We start from the raw sequence: 17,991 nt of genomic DNA, 5'->3' as shown, positions 1-17,991 counted from the left end.
CCCCGGGCCCGGCCGGCCGCCGGCCGTCGGCTGCAGACGCCGGCCGTCGGTGCTCCGGCGCCGCTGGAGGCGGGTGCCGCTGGGGTCGCGGGTGCGGCCGGTGCCGTTGGGGGCCGGTGCGTCAGTGCCGGTAGAAGATGCGCTCCCGGTACTCCTCCATCACCCGCCCGTTCCACTCGTGCCCTCCGTCGACGTTGCCCGAGCGCAGCAGCGGCGGCTCGATGCCGCGGTCGGCGAGGGAGCCCGCGGCGGTGGCCATGACGGCCTGCAGGAGGGCGGTGGTCACGACGGTGGAGGCGGGCGCGAACGGTGCCGGCACGCTGTCCAGGACCAGCTCGGCGTCCCCCACCGCGATCTTGGAGTCGAGGACGAGGTCGCAGTGGTCCTTGAGGAAGGTGCCCGAGACGTGCCGCGACCTCGTCTCGGCCGCATAGGCGACCGAGGTGACACCGATGACCTTCACGCCCAGGGCGCGGGCGTTCATCGCCATCTCCACGGGCAGCGCGTTGCGGCCGGACAGCGAGATGATCACCAGGGTGTCGCCGGAGCGCACCGGCGAGCAGTCCAGGACGGCGCCCGCGAGGCCGTCCACCCGCTCCAGGGCGGAACCCAGCGGAGCGGGCATCACGTCCACGCCCACCACTCCCGGCACGGTGAGCAGGTTCATCAGTGCCAGGCCGCCCGCCCTGTACACGACGTCCTGGGCGGCCAGCGAGGAGTGCCCGGCGCCGAACGCGAACAGGCGGCCGCCCGCCGCGACGGTGTCGGCGAGGAGCGTGCCCGCCGCCGCGACCGCCTCGGCCTCCTCGTCGCGGACCCGCCGCAGCAGGCCGATCGCGGCGTCGAAGTACTGGTCGGCCAGCTTGCTGTCGCCCATGCAGAGCCCCTTCGCTCCTCGCGGTGCCCGTACCGCGCCCCGGCGGCGCCATGCCCGTCCCGCCGCCCCGCGGTGCCTGTGTCGCGGATCACGGTGCGGTCTGGACCACTGAGATGTCAATACGGCGGCCCGGCGCCGTACGCCCGCCCCGGCCAGGCCTTCCCCCGCGCCGCGGCCCGGCCCCGGCCGGGTGCGCACGGGGGCGTGGAAGCCGTGCTCACCCACGCGTAACGGCCCTGTTCCGCCTGCGCGGCCCGGTTGTCGGTGGCATCCGGCAGAATTGAGGCCAGGGCCAGCGCACGGGCCGGAGACCGTCGAGCCTCCGGCAATCTCACCGAGGGGCACGTATGTCCGGACTGATCGACACCACGGAGATGTATCTCCGCACCATCCTGGAGCTGGAGGAGGAAGGTGTTGTCCCCATGCGCGCCCGCATCGCCGAGCGGCTCGATCAGAGCGGGCCGACGGTCAGCCAGACCGTGGCCCGGATGGAGCGCGACGGCCTGGTGTCCGTGGCGAGCGACCGGCACCTGGAGCTGACCGACGAGGGCCGCCGCCTGGCCACCCGCGTCATGCGCAAGCACCGGCTCGCCGAGTGCCTGCTGGTGGACGTGATCGGCCTGGAGTGGGAGCAGGTGCACGCCGAGGCGTGCCGCTGGGAGCACGTGATGAGCGAGGCCGTGGAGCGGCGCGTGCTGGAGCTGCTGCGCCACCCCACCGAGTCGCCGTACGGCAATCCCATCCCGGGCCTGGAGGAACTGGGCGAGAAGGACGGCGCCGACCCCTTCCTGGACGACAGCATGGTCTCGCTGGCCGACCTGGAGCCGGGCGGGGACGGCATCAGCGTCGTCGTGCGCCGCATCGGCGAGCCCATCCAGACGGACGCGCAGCTGATGTACACGCTGCGGCGGGCGGGCGTGCAGCCCGGCGCGGTGGTCAGCGTGACCGAGTCCGCGGGCGGGGTGCTGGTGGGCAGCGGCGGCGAGGCGGCCGAGCTGGAGTCGGACGTCGCCTCCCACGTGTTCGTCGCCAAGCGCTGAGCGGAGTGCGGGCGCGGGGCCCGGGGCCGCGGGCCGCGTTCTCCGGCGCACCGGTGGACGCCGCCGGCCGGGGCCGGCGCTGCGCGGCGGTGTGCGCGTCCGGCGGCTCCGGGGGGCGCGAGGACCGTCGGGATGTGCCGCAGGCGCGGCGAATCCCCGCACCGGCTGCGCCGAACGGCAGCGGCGGGGCGCCGCGCGTGCCAGGCTGAGGGCGTGAGGCATATGACCAGGAGGGTCGGGCGGATGTGCCGAGAACACCCCGAGCGCCGCGAACACCGGAAACGCCGGACGTGCGGAGAGGGCCCCAGCGCCTTGCGGCGCCGGGGCCTGTCCTCCCCCGGGCCGACCCGGAGCCCCGAGCTCTCAGGGTCGTGCCCTTCGGACCGGTTTCCCCGAGCGGTCCGCCCCCCGCTGAAGGTCTCCCCTCGGCGAAGGCGATCATTCCCTGAGCGGTGTCACTCGAACGAGGGGTGTTGTCCGCGAAGACCCGGATCTCGAATGAGAGTTCGATAGTCTGCGGAGGTCGTCGAGTGGCCACCGGCCCGCAGGCACGGCGACCCGGGCCGCGACGGCCTGGCCGGTGACGGGCCCGGTCCACGGTGGATCTGGTCCGCGGCGGCTCCGGTGCACGACGGGCCTGGTCCGCAGCACACCGCAGCACACGCAGGCACGGCAGGCCCTGAGCACGACGAGCGGCAGGTGCGACGAGGCGTACATGCGGCGAGGCGTGGATGCGGTGAGGCGTACATGCGGTGAGGCGCACCGGCGGCGAACCGTACCGAAGACGACACCAGCGGTACGTACGACACGGGTACGGCCCACGGGCAGCGTGGCCCGGCGGCACGGCCGAGCAGTACAGCGGGACGACGGGCGGGCGCGGACGCGGAGCGCGCGGCCCCGGCGGGAGCGGGCGATCCGAGCGGAGCTTGGGGGGTGCCGGAACGTATGGCGCGGCGTATCGATGTGAGGGGAAGCGGCGGGGTACGCCTCGCGGCCTGGGAGTTCGGCGACCCTCCCAAGCCGGGGGACCGGCCGGAGCCGGACGGCGACGGCGACCACCGGCCCGGCGTGCTGTTACTGCACGGACTGATGGGCCGCGCCTCCCACTGGGCGCCCACCGCGCGCTGGCTCTCCGAACGGCACCGCGCCGTCGCCCTCGACCAGCGCGGCCACGGCCAGAGCGACAAACCCCCGCAGGCCGCCTTCACCCGCGAGGCCTACGTCGACGACGCCGAAGCCGCCCTCGAACAGCTCGGCCTGGCCCCCGCCGTCCTCATCGGCCACGCCATGGGCGCGCTGACCGCCTGGCAGCTCGCCGCGAAACGCCCCGACCTGGTCCGCGCCCTGATCATCTGCGACATGCGGGCCTCCGCGCTCGGCGCCGCCTCGCAGCGCGAATGGGCCGACTGGTTCGCGTCCTGGCCGCTGCCCTTCGCCACCCTCGCCGACGTCCGCAAGTGGTTCGGGGAGGACGACCCCTGGGTGGAGCGCCCGAACCCGGCCCGCGGCGAGTTCTACGCCGAGGTCATGCAGGAGTCGCCGGACGGCTGGCGGCCCGTCTTCGACCCCGAGCAGATGCTGCAGTCCCGCGCGACCTGGGTCTACGACGCCCACTGGGACGAACTGGCCCAGGTCCGCTGCCCGGCCCTGGTCGTCCGCGGCCTCGACGGCAGGCTGGGCCGGGCCGAGGCCCAGGAGATGGTCCGCGTCCTGCCCCGCGGCCGGTACGCGGAGGTCGCCGACGCCGGACACCTCGTCCACTACGACCAGCCCGAGGCGTGGCGGGCCGCGATCGAGCCGTTCCTGGACGCCGTCCCGGCGCGGTAGCCCCACCGCCTCGCCGGGCACCGCACCGGACGCCGCGAGCTTCCCGGCAGCAGCGCCTTCCGGCCGCGGCGCCGGCGGACTGAGCCGCCCGGCCGCGTACGCCCGCGCGCGGGGCCGGGCTGCCCGGCCTCCGGCCCGTGCGCCCCGTCTCGCGTCCCGGACGCCGGGCCGGGGCCGTGGGGTGCTCAGCCCTTGCTGACGGCGGTGAGGATCTCCGGCAGCCGCCGGGCCGTGCGCGGTGCGGCCAGCCGCAGACCGAGCAGGGCCAGCCCCGCCGACCGCCGACGCCGGCGGCACCCAGCGCTGCACCTCGGCGACCGGCTCCAGCTGACCGAGCCCGCTCGAACCGAGCCGCTGAGCGGCGAAGTTGACCAACTGCGCCCCGACGGCGATCACCAGACCGCTCAGCGGGGTGTCCGGAGAAGGCGACCGGGGTGTCGGGAAGGGCCGGGGGGCCGCGCCGCCCGGATCGGCGGCGCGGCATCCGGAGCCGGTGCGGCGGAGCGGCTCAGCGGTCCCGGCCGCACGCGTAGGCGAGCGGCGAGAGGAGCTCCTCCGCGTCCGGCAGCCACCGGTTCGCAGGCGTCGGCCGGCAGGCCCACTGCACGGCCCCCCGCGACCCGAACCGGGTCGGCGGGGCGGCCACGTACGCGCCCTCGCCCAGCGCCACGAGGTCCAGCGACGCGGGCGCCCACCCCAACTTCCGCACCAGATCGGGCACCTTCACGGAGGCTCCGGGCAGCACGAAGAACTGCATCCGCCGGTCCGGCGTCAAGGTGACCGGCCCCAGGGTCAGTTCCATCCGCTGCATGCGCGCCAGCGCCAGGAACCCGGCCGACTCCGGGACCGAGATCGCGTCGAACGTGCGCCCCGTGGGCAGCAGGACCGACGCCTCCGGCTGCTTCTGCCACATCCGGCGTGCGACGGTCGCGCTGCCCGTCGCCTGCGTCGCCCAGTCCGGCCGGGCCGGATGCGCGCCGGGCGCCGGGCACGCCGCGTCCGCGCAGGAGCAGTACGGCACCCCGTCGACGGATTCCAGCCAGGTGCCGGGGAACACGTCCCAGTGGCGTTCCTCGGCGTAGCGTACGGCTGTCTCCAGCAGCGATTCCCCGCGCTGCTGCGGAATCTGTGCGGCCTGGGTGCCCGGGATCGTCTCTTCCACGCTGAACACAACTCCCCCGTCCACCTCGGGTTACGGGCGCGCCCGCGCGCGGAACGGGAGCACCGGTTCGGCGTCCGGGGCGCATGGGTGCACACGCGGGGGCGCGCGGGAGGATCCGGGGAGCGGGCCGGGTAGTCACCGAGGGGTCGGCTCACCGCTTCACTCCGGCAATCCTGGCATGCCTCGCATGTTCGACATGTCCGCTGGGCATCGATCTTCACAGCCGGAACTCTTCGGCGCACCGGCCGGTGCGCCGATCCGCGTTCGGTTCCGCACGACACGACAACCGGTGCACGGGGCAGGCACCACAGCCACAGGGGGTCAGAACCATGGCCGCAAGGCCTCTCGTCGCGCGTCAGCCGAACGAACGGCTGCAGGCGCTCATCCAGGAAGCGGGCTGCTCGAACGCCGGGCTGGCCCGCCGGGTCAACATGTGCGGGGCCGAACACGGCCTCGACCTGCGCTACGACAAGACGTCCGTGGCCCGCTGGCTGCGAGGGCAGCAGCCGCGCGGACGCGCTCCGGCGATCATCGCCGAGGCACTGGGGCGCAAACTCGGCCGCACGGTCACGATCGACGAGATCGGCATGGCCAACGGCAAGAACCTCGCCTCCGGCGTCGGCCTCCAGTTCTCGCCGACGGTACTGGGCGCCATCGAGCAGGTGTGTGAGCTCTGGCGCAGCGACGTGGGCCGCCGGGACTTCCTGTCCGGTTCCTCCGTCGCCGCCTCCGCGCTCGTCGAGCCGAGCCGCGACTGGCTGATCTCCTCGCCGGACGCGCAGGTGGCGCGCTCCGCGGGGCCGCGGGTCGGCATGTCCGACGTGGCCGCCGTCCGTGCCATGACCCAGGCGCTGGTCGACCTGGACCACCAGTACGGCAGCGGGCACGTCCGCCCGGTCGTCGTGCACTACCTCAACAGCGTCGTCTCCGGCCTCCTCGCGGGCTCCTACCGGGAGGCCGTGGGCCGCGAACTGTTCGCCGCCGTCGCCCGCCTCACCGAACTCGCCGGATACATGGCCGTGGACACCGGACAACCCGGCCTCGCCCAGCGCTACTACATCCAGGCGCTGCGGCTCGCCCAGGCCGCGGGTGACCGCGGATACGGCGGCTACGTCCTGGCCGCGTCCATGAGCCACCTCGCCGCCCAGCTCGGAAACCCGCGCGAGATCGCCCAGTTGGCGCGCGCGGCGCAGGAGGGGGCGCGCGGAGTCGTGACCCCGCGCGCGGAGGCGATGTTCCTCGGCGCCGAGGCCCGCGGTCACGCCCTGCTGGGCGACGGACGCGCGGCGCACGCGGCGGCCGGGCGGGCGGTCTCCGCGATGGAGCGCGCCGAGCCGCGGGCCGGGGACGACCCGGCATGGATCGCGCACTACGACGAGGCCTACCTGGCCGACGAGTTGGCGCACTGCCACCGCGACCTCGGGCAGGCCGAAGCCGCCGCCCGCTGCGCCGGGCAGTCCCTCGCCGGGCACCCGCCGTCGCGGGCCCGCCGCCGCGCCATCGGCTATGTGCTGCTCGCCACGGCGCAGGTGCAGCAGCGCGAGATCGAGCAGGCCTGCGCCACGGGCCTGCAGGCGGTGGGCATCCTGGAGACCCTGCGCTCCAACCGCGGCGCCGAGTACCTGGAGGACTTCCAGCAGCGCCTCGACCCCTACCGGGACGAGGCGGTGGTCCGGGAGTTCGGGGCGCGGCTGGAGCTGCAGCAGGCCGCCTGAGGACGCCCCGAGGGGGTGTAACCGGCGTCACAGGAAGGGAGTTCGCTCTCTGAGCTGCGTGGCATGCGGCTCCGGGGACCCGGTAGCGTGAGCCGACGATTCCGAAGGTCCCCCATTCGTAGGAGTCCCGGTGACGCAGAGTGGACAGGGCGAGGAGCCCTCGGCGCGGTCCGCGCACGAAGGCGTCGTGCTGCCCTCCGACGGCGGTGCGCCGCTGCTGCCGGGCGGCCCCGCTCCGGCCCCGGCCGACAGCCGTGGCCGGAGCACACCGTGGGGGTCCGGGACCGGCTCCGGCCAGGCCCCCGACCAGCAGTGGCCGACTCCGCCCGACCAGCCGTGGGGGACGCCCGGCCAGGAGCCCTGGACCGGCGCACGACCGCCCGCCTCGGCCGCGCCCGTGGCCGCACCGGGCCCGCTGCCGCCGGAGGCCCCGCCCGCAGTGGCGTCGTACGGCTACCCGCCCGCCGGCTACGGCACGCCCGACGGGTACGCCACGCAGGGGGCTCACGAGGCTCCTGGGACGCACGGTGCCCACGGGACTCACGGGACTCACGGGACTCACGATGCGCCCCATGGGACGCATGACCCCCACGGGGCGCAAGGCGCGTACGGCGCTCATGGCGGCGGCCCCGCGGCCCATGACGCCTACGGCGCCCACGGGGCACAGGCCCCGCACGGCACCTACGGGGTGCAGGCCCCGCAGGGTGCGCACGCGGCGCAGAGCACGTACGGCGCCGATGCCGCCCATGGCGCGCATGCCGCCCAGGACGCGCACGGCTCCGGGGGAACGGCCGGGCCCCACGGACGTCACGGCACCCAGGGAACCCACGAGACCCACGAGACCCACGAGACCCATGGACACGGCGGCCCCGGACACGGCGGTCCCGGCCACGGGAGCCGGGGCAGGCACGGGCGTCACGGTCGGCACGAGAGCCCCGGGCCGCACGGGGCGGCGTACGACGGCGGGGCTCCGTCGCCGTACGCCGCCGACGAGGCGACTCGCTCCATAGCCCCCATACCCCCCATACCCCCCATACCCCCCATGTCCCCGGTCGCGCCCGGAGGGGACGAGGGCGCGACGCAGTACCTCCCGCCGGTGCCGTCCGCGGCCGCCGCGGACGGGGGCGCGACGCAGTACCTCCCGCCGGTGCAGTCCGCGCCCGCCGCGGACGAGGGCGCCACCCAGTACCTCCCGCCGGTGCCCTCGGGCGCGCTGCCACCCGAGGCTCCGGGCGGCTCCTACGGCGGGCCCGCGGGGGCCTACGGGGGTTCCGCCGGGGTGTACGGCGGTTCCCCGGAGGCGCCCGCGGAGACGACGGCCTACCTCGGGACAGGACCCGCGGCAGGCCCGGGCACCGCGGCCGCGGGCGGTCCCGGCGAGGCCGCCACCCAGTACCTCCCGCCCGTGCCGGCCGACGGTGACCGCCAGCCGCCCGCCGAGTTCGCCGGGCTCTTCCGCGACGAGCCGGGCCCGGCCGGCGGTACCCGCCAGACGCCGCGCACGCGGGCGCCGCAGGGCGGCCCGGCGCCGTACCCCGCGGCGGAACGGCCCGGCGGCCCCGCGGCCGGCGCCCCGTACCCGGGTGAGGGCCGGCGCGCGGACCCGTACGACGAGGGGGGCGACGGCCGGGGCCGCGGCGGGCGCGCCGGCTCGCGGGTGCCGCTCATCGCGGCGGTCGGTATCGGCATCGCGGTCCTCGGCATCGGCGCGGGCGCCCTCATGGGCGGCGGTGACGGGGACGGCGACGCCGGCAACGTGGCCGCCTCGGCCGCGGCGAGCGCGGACAGCTCGGCCCCGGCCTCCGCGGACGCGTCGCCGTCCCCGTCGGCCGACCCGGCGCAGGCGCAGGCCGTCGAGCTGGACAAGCTGCTGGCCGACAGCGGCAACGGCCGCGCCTCGGTGGTCAGCGCGGTGGGCGACGTGCGGGCCTGCACGAGCCTCGCCCGGGCTGCGCAGGACCTGCGGGGCGCCGCGCAGCAGCGCAACGGCCTGGTGACGCGGCTGGAGGGGCTGGACGTCGACCAGCTGCCCGGGCACGCGGAGCTGACGAAGGCCCTGACCGCGGCGTGGAAGGCGTCCGCATCGGCGGACGACCACTACGCGGCGTGGGCGGACCAGGTGGCGGGCGACCAGCGCAAGTACTGCCGGGGCGGGCAGGCCCGTTCCACCGGCCAGACCCGGGCGGGTGACAAGGCCAGCGGCACCGCCACCACGCAGAAGGGCAAGGCGGCCGGGCTGTGGAACACCATCGCCGCGAAGTACGGCCTGACCCAGCGGCAGCCGACCCAGTTGTGACCCGGGCGCGGCGCGCGGGTCCGGGCCCCGCCCCGAGGGGCCGCCCGGACCCGCGCCGCGCGGCGACCTCCCCGTCGTGCCCTGTGGTGCCGTCGGCACACGTCCGCCGGCACACGTCCGCCCGTGCGGTCCGCCCGTGCGGACCGCCGTGGTCGGTGTGCGGGGTGCCGCCCCACGGGTCAGGGCCCTACACGTCGGCGCCCTTGAGGGCCTTCGTCATGTCCAGGAAGTCCTTGCGGGCCGCGACGAGCCGGCCGTCCCGGACGACCTGGAGGCTCACCTTGGTGTTGACCAGGCGGGGGAAGCCGATGGAGGCCAGCCGGTCCTGGAACTGCCAGCGCAGGGTCGGCGTGAGTCCGCCGGTGTCGACCTTCAGGCCGGAGTCGAGGGTGCGCCGCACGGTGTCGGCCGTCACGTCGCCCTCGCCGATCTGCTCCAGGACGCGGTGCAGCACGGTGTAGGCGATCCAGGTCGTCTGCACCGCGGCATCCGCGGGATCGATGCGGTTGTCGGTGAACGCCTGCTCGCGGATCACGCGCTTCATGGGGTCCCAGCGCGGGTCGCTCTCCACCGGGTACCAGCCGGTGACGTACGACCCCTCGTACGGGCCGGACTTTCCGCCGGAGGCGTCGATGACGGTCTGGTCGACGCTGCCCAGGACGCTGCCGGTGCGCACCTCGGGGTACTCCTCGCGGGTCCGCCGGAAGGAGTCCATGAAGGTCTTGGTGCGGTCGCCGAGGGAGGGCACCACGCAGCCGGCGCCTCCGTCCCCGGCGGTCGCGCCGTCCAGGGCGCGCCGGGTCTGCGTGGAGAACTCGGTGGCGTCCTCGGGCGCCCGCAGGTCGGCGGCGGGCGCGTGCCCGGCGGCCTTGAGGCCCGCGTTCAGCATGACGGGCAGTTCGTCGCCGGAGATCGTGTCGGGCCGCACCAGGGAGACGGGGCCGCAGCCCTCGCCGAGTTCCCGGCCGAGACCGGCGAGCAGCGTCGGCTGGCCGCCGTTGACCGGGTAGGACAGGGGTGAGGTGAACTCGTCGCTGGTGATGCCGTAGCCGCCTATGTAGGGGATGCCGGCGTTCTCCAGGATGGGGAAGAAGGACTTGGCGTGCAGGCTGTAGGAGCCGACGACGGCGACGGCGTTCTCCTTGACCGCGCGCCGGGCACACTTGGCGGCGGACACCGAGTCGTTGCGCTCGTTGCAGGCCGCCACATGCAGTTTGTGTCCGTTGATGCCGCCGCGGGAGTTCACCCAGCGCGCGTAGGCGCGGGCGAACGCGGGCATGCCGGCCTTGTTGGTGAGGTTGGTGTCCTGGGGTGCCCAGGTCATGACGGTGATGCGGTCGTCCCCGTCGCCCCCCGTGACGCCGGGGAGGACCCCGCATCCGACGGCCGACGACGCCAGCGCCACCAGCGCGGCCACGGTGCGGACGCTTCTTCGCAGAGGCCTGGTGAGGTGGGGGAGGAAGGTGCTGTGGTCGTGCGGCCTGCCGGTCATGTCCCCACACGATTCCGTCACACCGCTAACCCTGGAGTGCCCTTCAGGCAACGCTGGGTGACGCCGAAGTGAATTGCGGGGGACCGTTCCGGCAGGCGCGGCGGGGAACGTACGATCGACGACCGTGCAAGGTTCGGAGAACTCTTCCCGTCGCGGCCGTCGCTCCTCCACCATGGGCGGCATGCCACTCAACGACATGCCGTGGTGGCGCTGGCGCAGCAATGTGCGCTCCGCGCTGCACATGCTCTCCGACCCGGTGTTCCAGCGCGAGGTCTGGCTGGCCGGGGTCGACGGATACGGAGACGTCACCGACGCCGTGTACCGGCTCGTGGAGGACACCTGGCTGGACAACTGGTCCGCCGAGAAGTACGTCGGCACGATCTTCCGCGACTCGCAGGAGGCCGCGCTCGTCGACACCGCCGTGCTGCGCGTGCTGCGGATCATGCACCAGGTCGGCCCGGACGCCCCGGTCGCCTCGTACCTGGAGAACGCCGGCTGGCCGGAGGCGGTGCGGGCGGCCCGGGACGCGCATGTGCGGATGGCGACGAGCGACGGCGAGGACCCCGAGACGCCGCCGCGCACCCTCGAAGTGCTGCAGATCCTGACGCGGTCCGCCTAGCCGCAGTCACCGGCATCGCGCCTTGCCGGGGGCTGGAACCGCAGGGGGTCACCGGCTCGCGCAGGGGGCGCCCGGCGGTCCGGGCCGGCGGTGGTGCGCCGGGTGCACGGGTTCCGACCGGGCAGGTGCGCGGCGCTTCGAGCGGCACTCCGGGCGGTGGTACGGGCGGCATTCCGGGCGGTCGTCCGGGCGGTGGTCCGCCCAGCGGAACGGCTGCCCGTCCGCCGGGCCGCGTATGGGACCCTTTCCTGCATGAACGAGCAGCCCAGCGCCGCGGCCCCGGCCGATCAGTACGTCCTGACCCTGTCCTGCCCCGACAAGCAGGGCATCGTGCACGCCGTGTCGAGCTACCTGTTCATGACCGGATGCAACATCGAGGACAGCCAGCAGTTCGGCGACCACGACACCGGCCTGTTCTTCATGCGGGTGCACTTCTCGGCGGAGCCGCCGGTGACCGTGGAGAAGCTGCGGGCCAGCTTCGCGGCCGTCGGCGACTCCTTCCAGATGGACTGGCAGATCCACCTGGCCGAGGAGAAGATGCGGGTCGTGCTGATGGTCAGCAGGTTCGGGCACTGCCTGAACGACCTGCTGTTCCGGGCGCGCATCGGGGCCCTCCCCGTGGAGATCGCGGCGGTGGTGTCCAACCACACCGACTTCGCCGAACTCGTGGCCTCGTACGACGTTCCCTTCCACCACATCCCGGTCACGAAGGAGACCAAGGCCGAGGCCGAGGCGCGGCTGCTGGAGATCGTCCGGGAGCGGGACGTCGAGCTCGTCGTGCTCGCCCGCTACATGCAGGTGCTCTCGGACGACCTGTGCAAGCAGCTCAGCGGGCGGATCATCAACATCCACCACTCCTTCCTGCCGAGCTTCAAGGGCGCCAAGCCCTACCACCAGGCGCACGCGCGGGGCGTCAAGCTCATCGGCGCGACCGCGCACTACGTCACCGCCGACCTCGACGAGGGCCCGATCATCGAGCAGGAGGTCGAGCGGGTGGGCCACGGCGTGACGCCGGACCAGCTGGTGGCCGTCGGGCGCGACGTGGAGTGCCAGGCGCTGGCGCGGGCCGTGAAGTGGCACGCCGAGCGGCGGATCCTGCTCAACGGCCGCCGGACCGTCGTCTTCGCCTGATCCACCGCGGGACCGGGTGAACCGTGCCGGGCCCGCCCCGCGCGCCCGGCCGGGGCCCGTACCGTGCCCGGGGCCCGTACCGTGCCCGGGGCCCGTACCGTGCCCGGGGTCCGTACCGTGCCTGGGGCCCGGGTGACCGGGGCTCGTGCCGGTCCCCGCCCGCGGCTCTCCCGTCCTGCCCGTCACATCCGGTCCTGCCCGTCACATCCGGCTGAGGGACGCCGCCGCGTACAGCACCTCTCTGATCGCAGCGCGGTCGCCTCCCTGTCCCACGGCGGCCTCCTCCGGCGGTACGTGGCCCGCGGCCAGCCGGCAGAACTCGGCGCCGTCGAGGGCCACGTGCGCGACCTCCAGCGCCGCGGAGCCGACCGCCGCGGGGGAGTCCAGCGGGATCAGCCACTCGCCGCCGCCGCTGCCCTCGATCTCCAGGCGGAGCGTCCGGCCGGGCTCACCGGCGGCCACCAGGTGGCGCCCGGGACCCGCCGCGGCCAGGCCGTCCCGGCGGCGGACGGCGAGCACGGTGGGCAGCAGCCGCGCGGCAAGGTCGATCATGCCGTGCAGATGCCGTCCGGCGGGCGGGTCGTACGGGTAGTCCACGGCCTCGGCGATGTCCTCCGCGTGCACCCAGCACTCGAAGGCACGGTCGAGCATCGCGTCGGGCAGCGGCAGCTCGAAGCCGCCGTAGGGTACGCCGGGGCCGCCGCCGGAGCCGTCCACTCGGCCGGTGCCGCCGGTGCCGCCGGTGAAGGCCGCGGTGCGCACGATGGCGTGGCTCTGCTCCCGCCAGGGCGCCCGCACGGTGCGGGTGGGCGGGAGACGAGAGGCCCGCCAGCAGGCCTCGGTGCGGGCGGCCGGACCGCCCTCCGCGGACTCCTTCAGGGTGTTCCCGAGAGGGTCGGCGAGCCCCAGGGCGACCGCGACGAGGCCGTCGACGGCCATCAGGTGCGCGATCACCCCGGCGACGGTCGTCCGGCGGTGGGTGAACTCCCGTCCCCCGAACCAGCGCAGCCGCACCGGGGCATGCCACTCCGCGTCCCCGAAGTCCTGCAGCAGCGCGTCGAGGCGTGCGGTCTCGGCGTCGTAGGCGGCGGCCCAGTCGGGCACCGGGACGCGGGGAGGGCGGCGCTCCAGGCAGTCCTGCAGCACGCGGGTGCGCAGCCCGGGGTCGAGGTCGAGCGGCTCGGCCCGCTGGAGCAGCCCGACCGCCCCACGCAGCCGCAGCGCCTCCTCCGCACAAGCCCCGCAGGTGCCGAGATGCTCCTCGACCGCAGCGGTCTCCTCCGGCGAGCACGCGGCCAGCGCCCACGCGCCCAGCAGCGCCTTCAACACCTGGTGCGCCAGCACGGGCGGCGCCCCCTCCGGCAGGTCCGGCAGCGGCAGGCCGCTGTCCTCGACCGAGGAACGCGGCAGCGGTATGCGGGGCGGCCGGTCCGGGCCGGGGGCGCCGGACCCGACGGCGCCGTCACCGGGACCGCCCGGTGAGCCGGAGCCGCGCGCGCCGTCGGGCGGGAGCGGCGTGCCGTCCGGCGGGCCGCCCCGGCCCCGGGGGCCCGGCTGGTCGTCGTACGCCTCGAACGGGTTCGGCCCGGTCACGTCAGGTCTCCGTATCCCGGGGGTGCGCCGGGGCGGCCGGCGTCGTGTGCGGTGGACAGCAGCTGCAGCCCGAGGCGCAGGCGGCGGCGGGCCTCGTCCTCGGTGACGCCGAGGTCGGCGGCGGCCTGACGGTAGTCGCGGCGCTGGAAGTAGGCCAGTTCCAGGGCGGCGCTCAGCGGCGCGGGCATGGACTGGACGATGTAGTCGGCGCGGGCGGCGACGGAGGCGCGGCGGACCCTGTCCTCAAGGTCCTCAAGGTCCTCAAGGTCCTCCCGGTCCTCCCGGTCCTCCCGGTCCTCCCGGTCCTCCCGGTCCTCCCGGCCCTCCAGCTCCTCCCGGTTCTCCAGGTCCTCCGGATCCCCCTGGCCGAGGCCGCCCGGAGCCCTGGGATCCTCGGGGCCGTCGGCGTCCCCGGCGGTGCGGCCGCCCTGCTCCAGCGCGGCGGTCCCGGTGGCGCGCAGCCGCTGTACGGCGAGGCGGTGGGTGAGCGTGGCGACCCAGGACCGCAGCGGGCCCTGCCGGGGGTCGTAGCTCTCGGGGTGCTCCCAGACGTGCGCGAAGACGTCGCGGGTGATCATGTCGGCGGCGTGCTCGTCGCCGAGCACGGTGTGCGCGAGGCCGTGCACGAGCGAGGCGAAGCGGTCGTAGAACTCGCCGAGGGCCGCGGCCTCGCCCCGGGCGAGCCGCTGCTGCATCCTGCGGTCCCAGCGGGGTGGTGCGTCCTGCGCCGCCATGGACCCCTCCCCTGCTGCTGCCCGGTCTGTGACAAGCGTGCTTCCGCCGCGTACCCGAATGTAGTCGGCACGTCTGACGGCGCACGCCCCTTTATGGCAATGTGCGCCCCCCTGTGCGCCCCGAGTGATAAGGGACCTTTGGTGCACCTCGTGCCTTCTGCCGCGCCTACCCGCCTCATGCATGATCAAGCCTGTTGCCAACTCGATCGAACAGGATCGAGTACGACTGAAACAAGCCTCTTTCGACCGTTTCTCGTTTTCCGGGTCGTGTTTCAGGGAACGGCGGCTGGGCAGCCGCGCTGACAGGGAGCGCACGGACCGCTTTCTTCCGGGCTGTTTCCGGGACGTTCCGGCGAGTGAAGGGCACGGTGGTGGCGTTCAACGTGACCGATGACGAGCGGGGCGACTGGGCCGTGCTCAGCGTGACGGGCGAACTGGATCTGGTGACGTCGCCCGTGCTGCGCCAGCGCGTCCACGACATGGTGGCGGACGGCCGCCGCAGTATCGTCCTCGATCTCTCCGAGGTCTTCTTCTGCGATTCCAGCGGGGTGGGCGTGCTCATCGCCGCCCGCCGGCTGCTGCGCTCCTGCCAGGGCCGGCTCCGCCTGATCCTGCCCGCCGCGGGGGCCCCCGACGGCTCCCACGTCAACCGTGTGATCGGCGCCCTGGGCGTGCGCCGGCTGTTCGACGTCCACCCCGATGTCAGCGCGGCGGTCGCCGAGGCCGCACACGCCTCGGGCGTCCCCGGGGAGGACCGCCCGCTGTCGGCGTGACGACACGCCCGGCCCTTCCGAGGCCGGTCCGGCGTTCCACCCGCTGCCCGGTGTGACCAAGCCCTCGTCGCCGGGCGGACGGAACCCCGGTCGCCGGGCGGACGGAACCCCGCCGCCCCCGGTGCCACGTCGTGCCCGCCCCCGGTGCGGCGCCCGGCCCGCCCCCGCTGCCGCGTCCTGCCCCGGCGTGGTGACCGCTGCGACGACCCGCTCGCCCCCGCTGCGACGACCCCCCCTGACACCCCCTGGCACCCCGTGCGGCCACCCGCCCGCCCGCGCTGTGACGAGGTGCTCGCAATGCCACGTCGCCGTCCCGGAACCTCCCCGGTCCCGGTACATCCGCCGGGTTCCCGCTCCGACGCGCCGTCCGACGTCGTACGCTCCGTGCCGGAAGCACTCCCGACGTCATGTGAGGCGGCCCGAAGACATGGTCAGCAGCGAGTACGAGCGCAGGATCGCGGCCAGGTTCGCCGGCTTCGACCAGGACGGCAACGGCTACATCGACCGGCAGGACTTCAGTGGCGCCGCGAAGGCGCTGCTCGCCGAGTTCGGCACGCCCGCCCGTTCCGACCAGGGGCAGGCGCTGTACGCGGGCGCCGAGGCGTTCTGGCAGGGCATGGCCGGAATAGCGGACCGGGACGGCGACCAGCGCATCAGCCGCGACGAGTTCGTGGGCAGCGCGGTGAAGCGGCTGCGCGACAACCCGGAGCGGTTCGCGGAGATCGCCCGCCCCTTCCTCCACGCGGCCCTGGACCTCGCCGACACCGACGGCGACGGTGCCGCCACGGTCGCCGACACCGCGCGCGTGCTCACCGTCCTCGGTGTCGGCCGCGAGGCCGCGCAGGCGGCCGCGGCCGCCCTCGACTCCGACGGCGACGGCAAGGTCGGCGAGGCGGAGCTGGTGCCGGCCTTCGCCCGCTACTTCACCGTGCCCGAGTAGCGCTCCCGCAGGCGGTACTTGAGCACCTTGCGCAGGGTCTCGCCCCGGGGAAGGGCGTCCACGACCTCCAGTTGCTCCGGCAGCTTGTGCACGGCCAGCCCTGCCGCCCGCAGATACGACACGACGTCCGCCAGGGTCAGGGGGCCTGCCCCGGCGGGCTGCTCCACCACGGCGCACACCCGCTCCCCGCGCTCGGCGTCGGGCAGCCCGATCACCGCCACGTCCCCCACCGCCGGGTGTGCGGCCAGCAGGTCCTCGATCTCCTTGGCCGAGACGTTCTCCCCCTTGCGGATGATGACGTCCTTCAGACGTCCGGTGAGCACGAGATGGCCGCCCGGGGTGAGCCGCCCGAGATCGCCGGTCCGCAGGAAGCCGTCCGCGTCGAAGGCCTCCGCACTCTGTGCCGGGTCGAGATAGCCCCGGCACACGGCCTCGCCGCGCAGCCGCACCTCCCCGTCGACGATCCGTATCTCCATGCCCTCCGGCGGCCGCCCCTCGGTCGTCGCGAGGTTCGCGGGAGAGTCGTCCGGGTCGCCCATGGTGACCATGGGCACCTCGGTCATGCCGTAGCCGTGGGTGAGCGTCACGCCCATCTCCCGGGTCACCGCGTGGTACAGCTCCGGCGGCTTGGGCGCGCCGCCGCCCGCGAGCAGCCGCAGCGTCGGCACGATCGGTGTCCCCGGCCGCCTGCGCTGCTCGGCGAGCAGCATCGAGTAGAAGGCGGTGGACCCGCCCGCGATCGTCACCCCGTGCCGACGGAACTCCGTGAGCGCCTCCGGCAGCTCGAACCGCTCGAACAGCACCGCCGGGAAGCCGTACAGCAGCAGCATCACCAGGTAGTCCAGGCCGCCGATGTGCGCGTACGGGAAGGCGATCGAGCCGACGTCCTCCGGGCGCGGGCGCAGCGCGTGCGCCAGGCAGGAGCCGCCCGCGATCAGTGAACGGTCGGTGTGCAGCACGCCCTTGGGGCTGCTGGTGGTGCCGGACGTCCAGTAGATCCAGCGCACGGACGTGCCCTCGGCGGGCGGCGGAGGCAGGACCGCCGGGTCGCCGTCGGGCAGGATGCCGTACGCCTCGAAGATCTTGTTCGCGCCGATCCGCCGCGCCATCGCGGTGTGGTCGAAACCGCGCCACACCCCCGGCACCGCGAAGAACTCCGCCCCGGACTCCCGCAGCGCGAAGCCGGTCTCCCGGTCCCGGCAGTAGGGGATCACGGGCGACTGCACCGCGCCCAGCCGGGCCAGGGCCAGCGACAGCACGACCGTCTCGACCCGGGTGGGCAGCTGCCAGGCCACCACCGTGCCCGCCCGCACCCCCATGCCGTACAGCCCGGCGGCGACGCGCTCGGACCGTGCGCGCAGGGCGCCGAAGCCGACTCCGGGCCGCCCCCCGGTCAGCAGCGCCGGACGGTCCGGGGTGAGGCGGGCGCGCCCATCGAGCAGGTCCCACAGGGTGCGGGCACCTCCGAGGGCGAGGGCGGTGTCCCGTCCGCCGTCCGGCTCCGGTGCGCGGAAGGAGCCCGGTTCCCCCGCGGAGTCCGGTTCGCCCGCGGAGTCCGGTTCGGCTGTGGAGTCCGGGGAACGGGCGGTCTCCGGTGCGCGGGCGGAGCCCGGTTGCCGGGCCGGGTCCGGGCCGGCTGCCGCATCCGGCCCGGCACCGGCACCCGGTTCGCGCGCCGAACCGGGACCGTGCGGGGAACGCGGGCCGTGCGCACTGTCGTTCACGTCTGCCCCCTCCATGACTGACGAATCGTCAGCTAGCATGTTATCTGACGGACCATCAGATACATACC

General features: G+C 74.8%; 14 protein-coding genes and 1 pseudogene. 8 read left to right on the top strand and 7 right to left on the bottom strand.

Annotated elements, in window-relative coordinates:
* Positions 1–121 precede the first annotated feature (121 nt).
* On the bottom strand, positions 122–877 hold the full coding sequence (locus tag AC5K6T_RS29920) for an SIS domain-containing protein (protein WP_493214010.1): 756 nt from the start codon (positions 875–877) through the stop codon (positions 122–124).
* Positions 878–1,224: 347 nt separating this feature from the next.
* Here AC5K6T_RS29920 and AC5K6T_RS29915 point away from each other — a divergent pair, with 347 nt between their 5' ends.
* Both AC5K6T_RS29915 and AC5K6T_RS29910 read left to right on the top strand, forming a co-directional pair.
* Positions 1,225–1,917 (top strand): iron-dependent transcriptional repressor DtxR, encoded by a 693-nt coding sequence (locus AC5K6T_RS29915; RefSeq protein WP_493214008.1) that lies wholly within the window; start codon positions 1,225–1,227, stop codon positions 1,915–1,917.
* Positions 1,918–2,862: 945 nt separating this feature from the next.
* A complete protein-coding gene (locus tag AC5K6T_RS29910; protein WP_493214006.1) occupies positions 2,863–3,744 on the top strand; it encodes an alpha/beta fold hydrolase in 882 nt (293 codons plus the stop codon).
* 216 nt (positions 3,745–3,960) lie between these two features.
* Here AC5K6T_RS29910 and AC5K6T_RS29905 read toward each other — a convergent pair.
* Positions 3,961–4,152, bottom strand: a pseudogene (locus tag AC5K6T_RS29905) (transporter); the annotation flags it as partial.
* 100 nt (positions 4,153–4,252) lie between these two features.
* Positions 4,253–4,915: a bifunctional DNA primase/polymerase gene (locus tag AC5K6T_RS29900; protein WP_493214004.1), complete on the bottom strand. Its 663-nt coding sequence runs from the start codon at positions 4,913–4,915 to the stop codon at positions 4,253–4,255.
* Positions 4,916–5,235: 320 nt separating this feature from the next.
* Between AC5K6T_RS29900 and AC5K6T_RS29895 the strand changes: the two genes are divergently transcribed.
* Both AC5K6T_RS29895 and AC5K6T_RS29890 read left to right on the top strand, forming a co-directional pair.
* A complete protein-coding gene (locus AC5K6T_RS29895) occupies positions 5,236–6,621 on the top strand; it encodes an NsdA family TPR-like regulatory protein (RefSeq protein ID WP_493214002.1) in 1,386 nt (461 codons plus the stop codon).
* 1,042 nt (positions 6,622–7,663) lie between these two features.
* Positions 7,664–8,917, top strand: coding sequence for a hypothetical protein (locus tag AC5K6T_RS29890; protein ID WP_493214001.1), 1,254 nt, complete (start codon positions 7,664–7,666; stop codon positions 8,915–8,917).
* 187 nt (positions 8,918–9,104) lie between these two features.
* Here AC5K6T_RS29890 and AC5K6T_RS29885 read toward each other — a convergent pair whose 3' ends face one another.
* Complete coding sequence (locus AC5K6T_RS29885; protein ID WP_493213999.1) at positions 9,105–10,409, bottom strand: ABC transporter substrate-binding protein; 1,305 nt, start codon at positions 10,407–10,409, stop codon at positions 9,105–9,107.
* A 172-nt stretch (positions 10,410–10,581) separates the two neighbouring features.
* On the opposite strand from AC5K6T_RS29885, the gene AC5K6T_RS29880 reads away from it, so the two are divergent.
* Entirely contained in the window at positions 10,582–11,028 is a 447-nt protein-coding gene (locus AC5K6T_RS29880; RefSeq protein WP_493213997.1) for an SCO4402 family protein, read from the top strand.
* A 252-nt stretch (positions 11,029–11,280) separates the two neighbouring features.
* The gene (gene purU / locus AC5K6T_RS29875) at positions 11,281–12,159 is read left to right on the top strand and encodes a formyltetrahydrofolate deformylase (protein ID WP_493213996.1); all 879 of its coding nucleotides are present in this window, start codon (positions 11,281–11,283) and stop codon (positions 12,157–12,159) included.
* A gap of 201 nt (positions 12,160–12,360) precedes the next feature.
* On the opposite strand, the gene AC5K6T_RS29870 is transcribed toward purU, so the two are convergent.
* Positions 12,361–13,752 (bottom strand): zf-HC2 domain-containing protein, encoded by a 1,392-nt coding sequence (locus AC5K6T_RS29870; RefSeq protein ID WP_493213994.1) that lies wholly within the window; start codon positions 13,750–13,752, stop codon positions 12,361–12,363.
* Positions 13,749–14,486 carry a sigma-70 family RNA polymerase sigma factor gene (locus AC5K6T_RS29865; protein WP_493213993.1) on the bottom strand — a complete coding sequence of 246 codons (738 nt, stop codon included), beginning with the start codon at positions 14,484–14,486 and terminating at the stop codon, positions 13,749–13,751. The genes AC5K6T_RS29870 and AC5K6T_RS29865 overlap by 4 nt, the downstream gene beginning before the upstream one ends.
* Positions 14,487–14,842: 356 nt before the next feature.
* Here AC5K6T_RS29865 and AC5K6T_RS29860 point away from each other — a divergent pair, with 356 nt between their 5' ends.
* Positions 14,843–15,259: an STAS domain-containing protein gene (locus AC5K6T_RS29860; RefSeq protein WP_493213991.1), complete on the top strand. Its 417-nt coding sequence runs from the start codon at positions 14,843–14,845 to the stop codon at positions 15,257–15,259.
* A 427-nt stretch (positions 15,260–15,686) separates the two neighbouring features.
* Complete coding sequence (locus AC5K6T_RS29855) at positions 15,687–16,199, top strand: EF-hand domain-containing protein (protein ID WP_493213989.1); 513 nt, start codon at positions 15,687–15,689, stop codon at positions 16,197–16,199.
* Here the strand turns inward: AC5K6T_RS29855 and AC5K6T_RS29850 are convergent.
* On the bottom strand, positions 16,178–17,650 hold the full coding sequence (locus AC5K6T_RS29850) for a class I adenylate-forming enzyme family protein (protein WP_493214302.1): 1,473 nt from the start codon (positions 17,648–17,650) through the stop codon (positions 16,178–16,180). The two genes, AC5K6T_RS29855 and AC5K6T_RS29850, sit on opposite strands and share 22 nt — an antisense overlap.
* Positions 17,651–17,991 lie beyond the last annotated feature (341 nt).

Source organism: Streptomyces sp. B8-7 (genome assembly GCF_058833805.1).
Note: the sequence above shows the minus strand (reverse complement) of the source record. Positions and strands in the feature narration are given on the sequence as shown.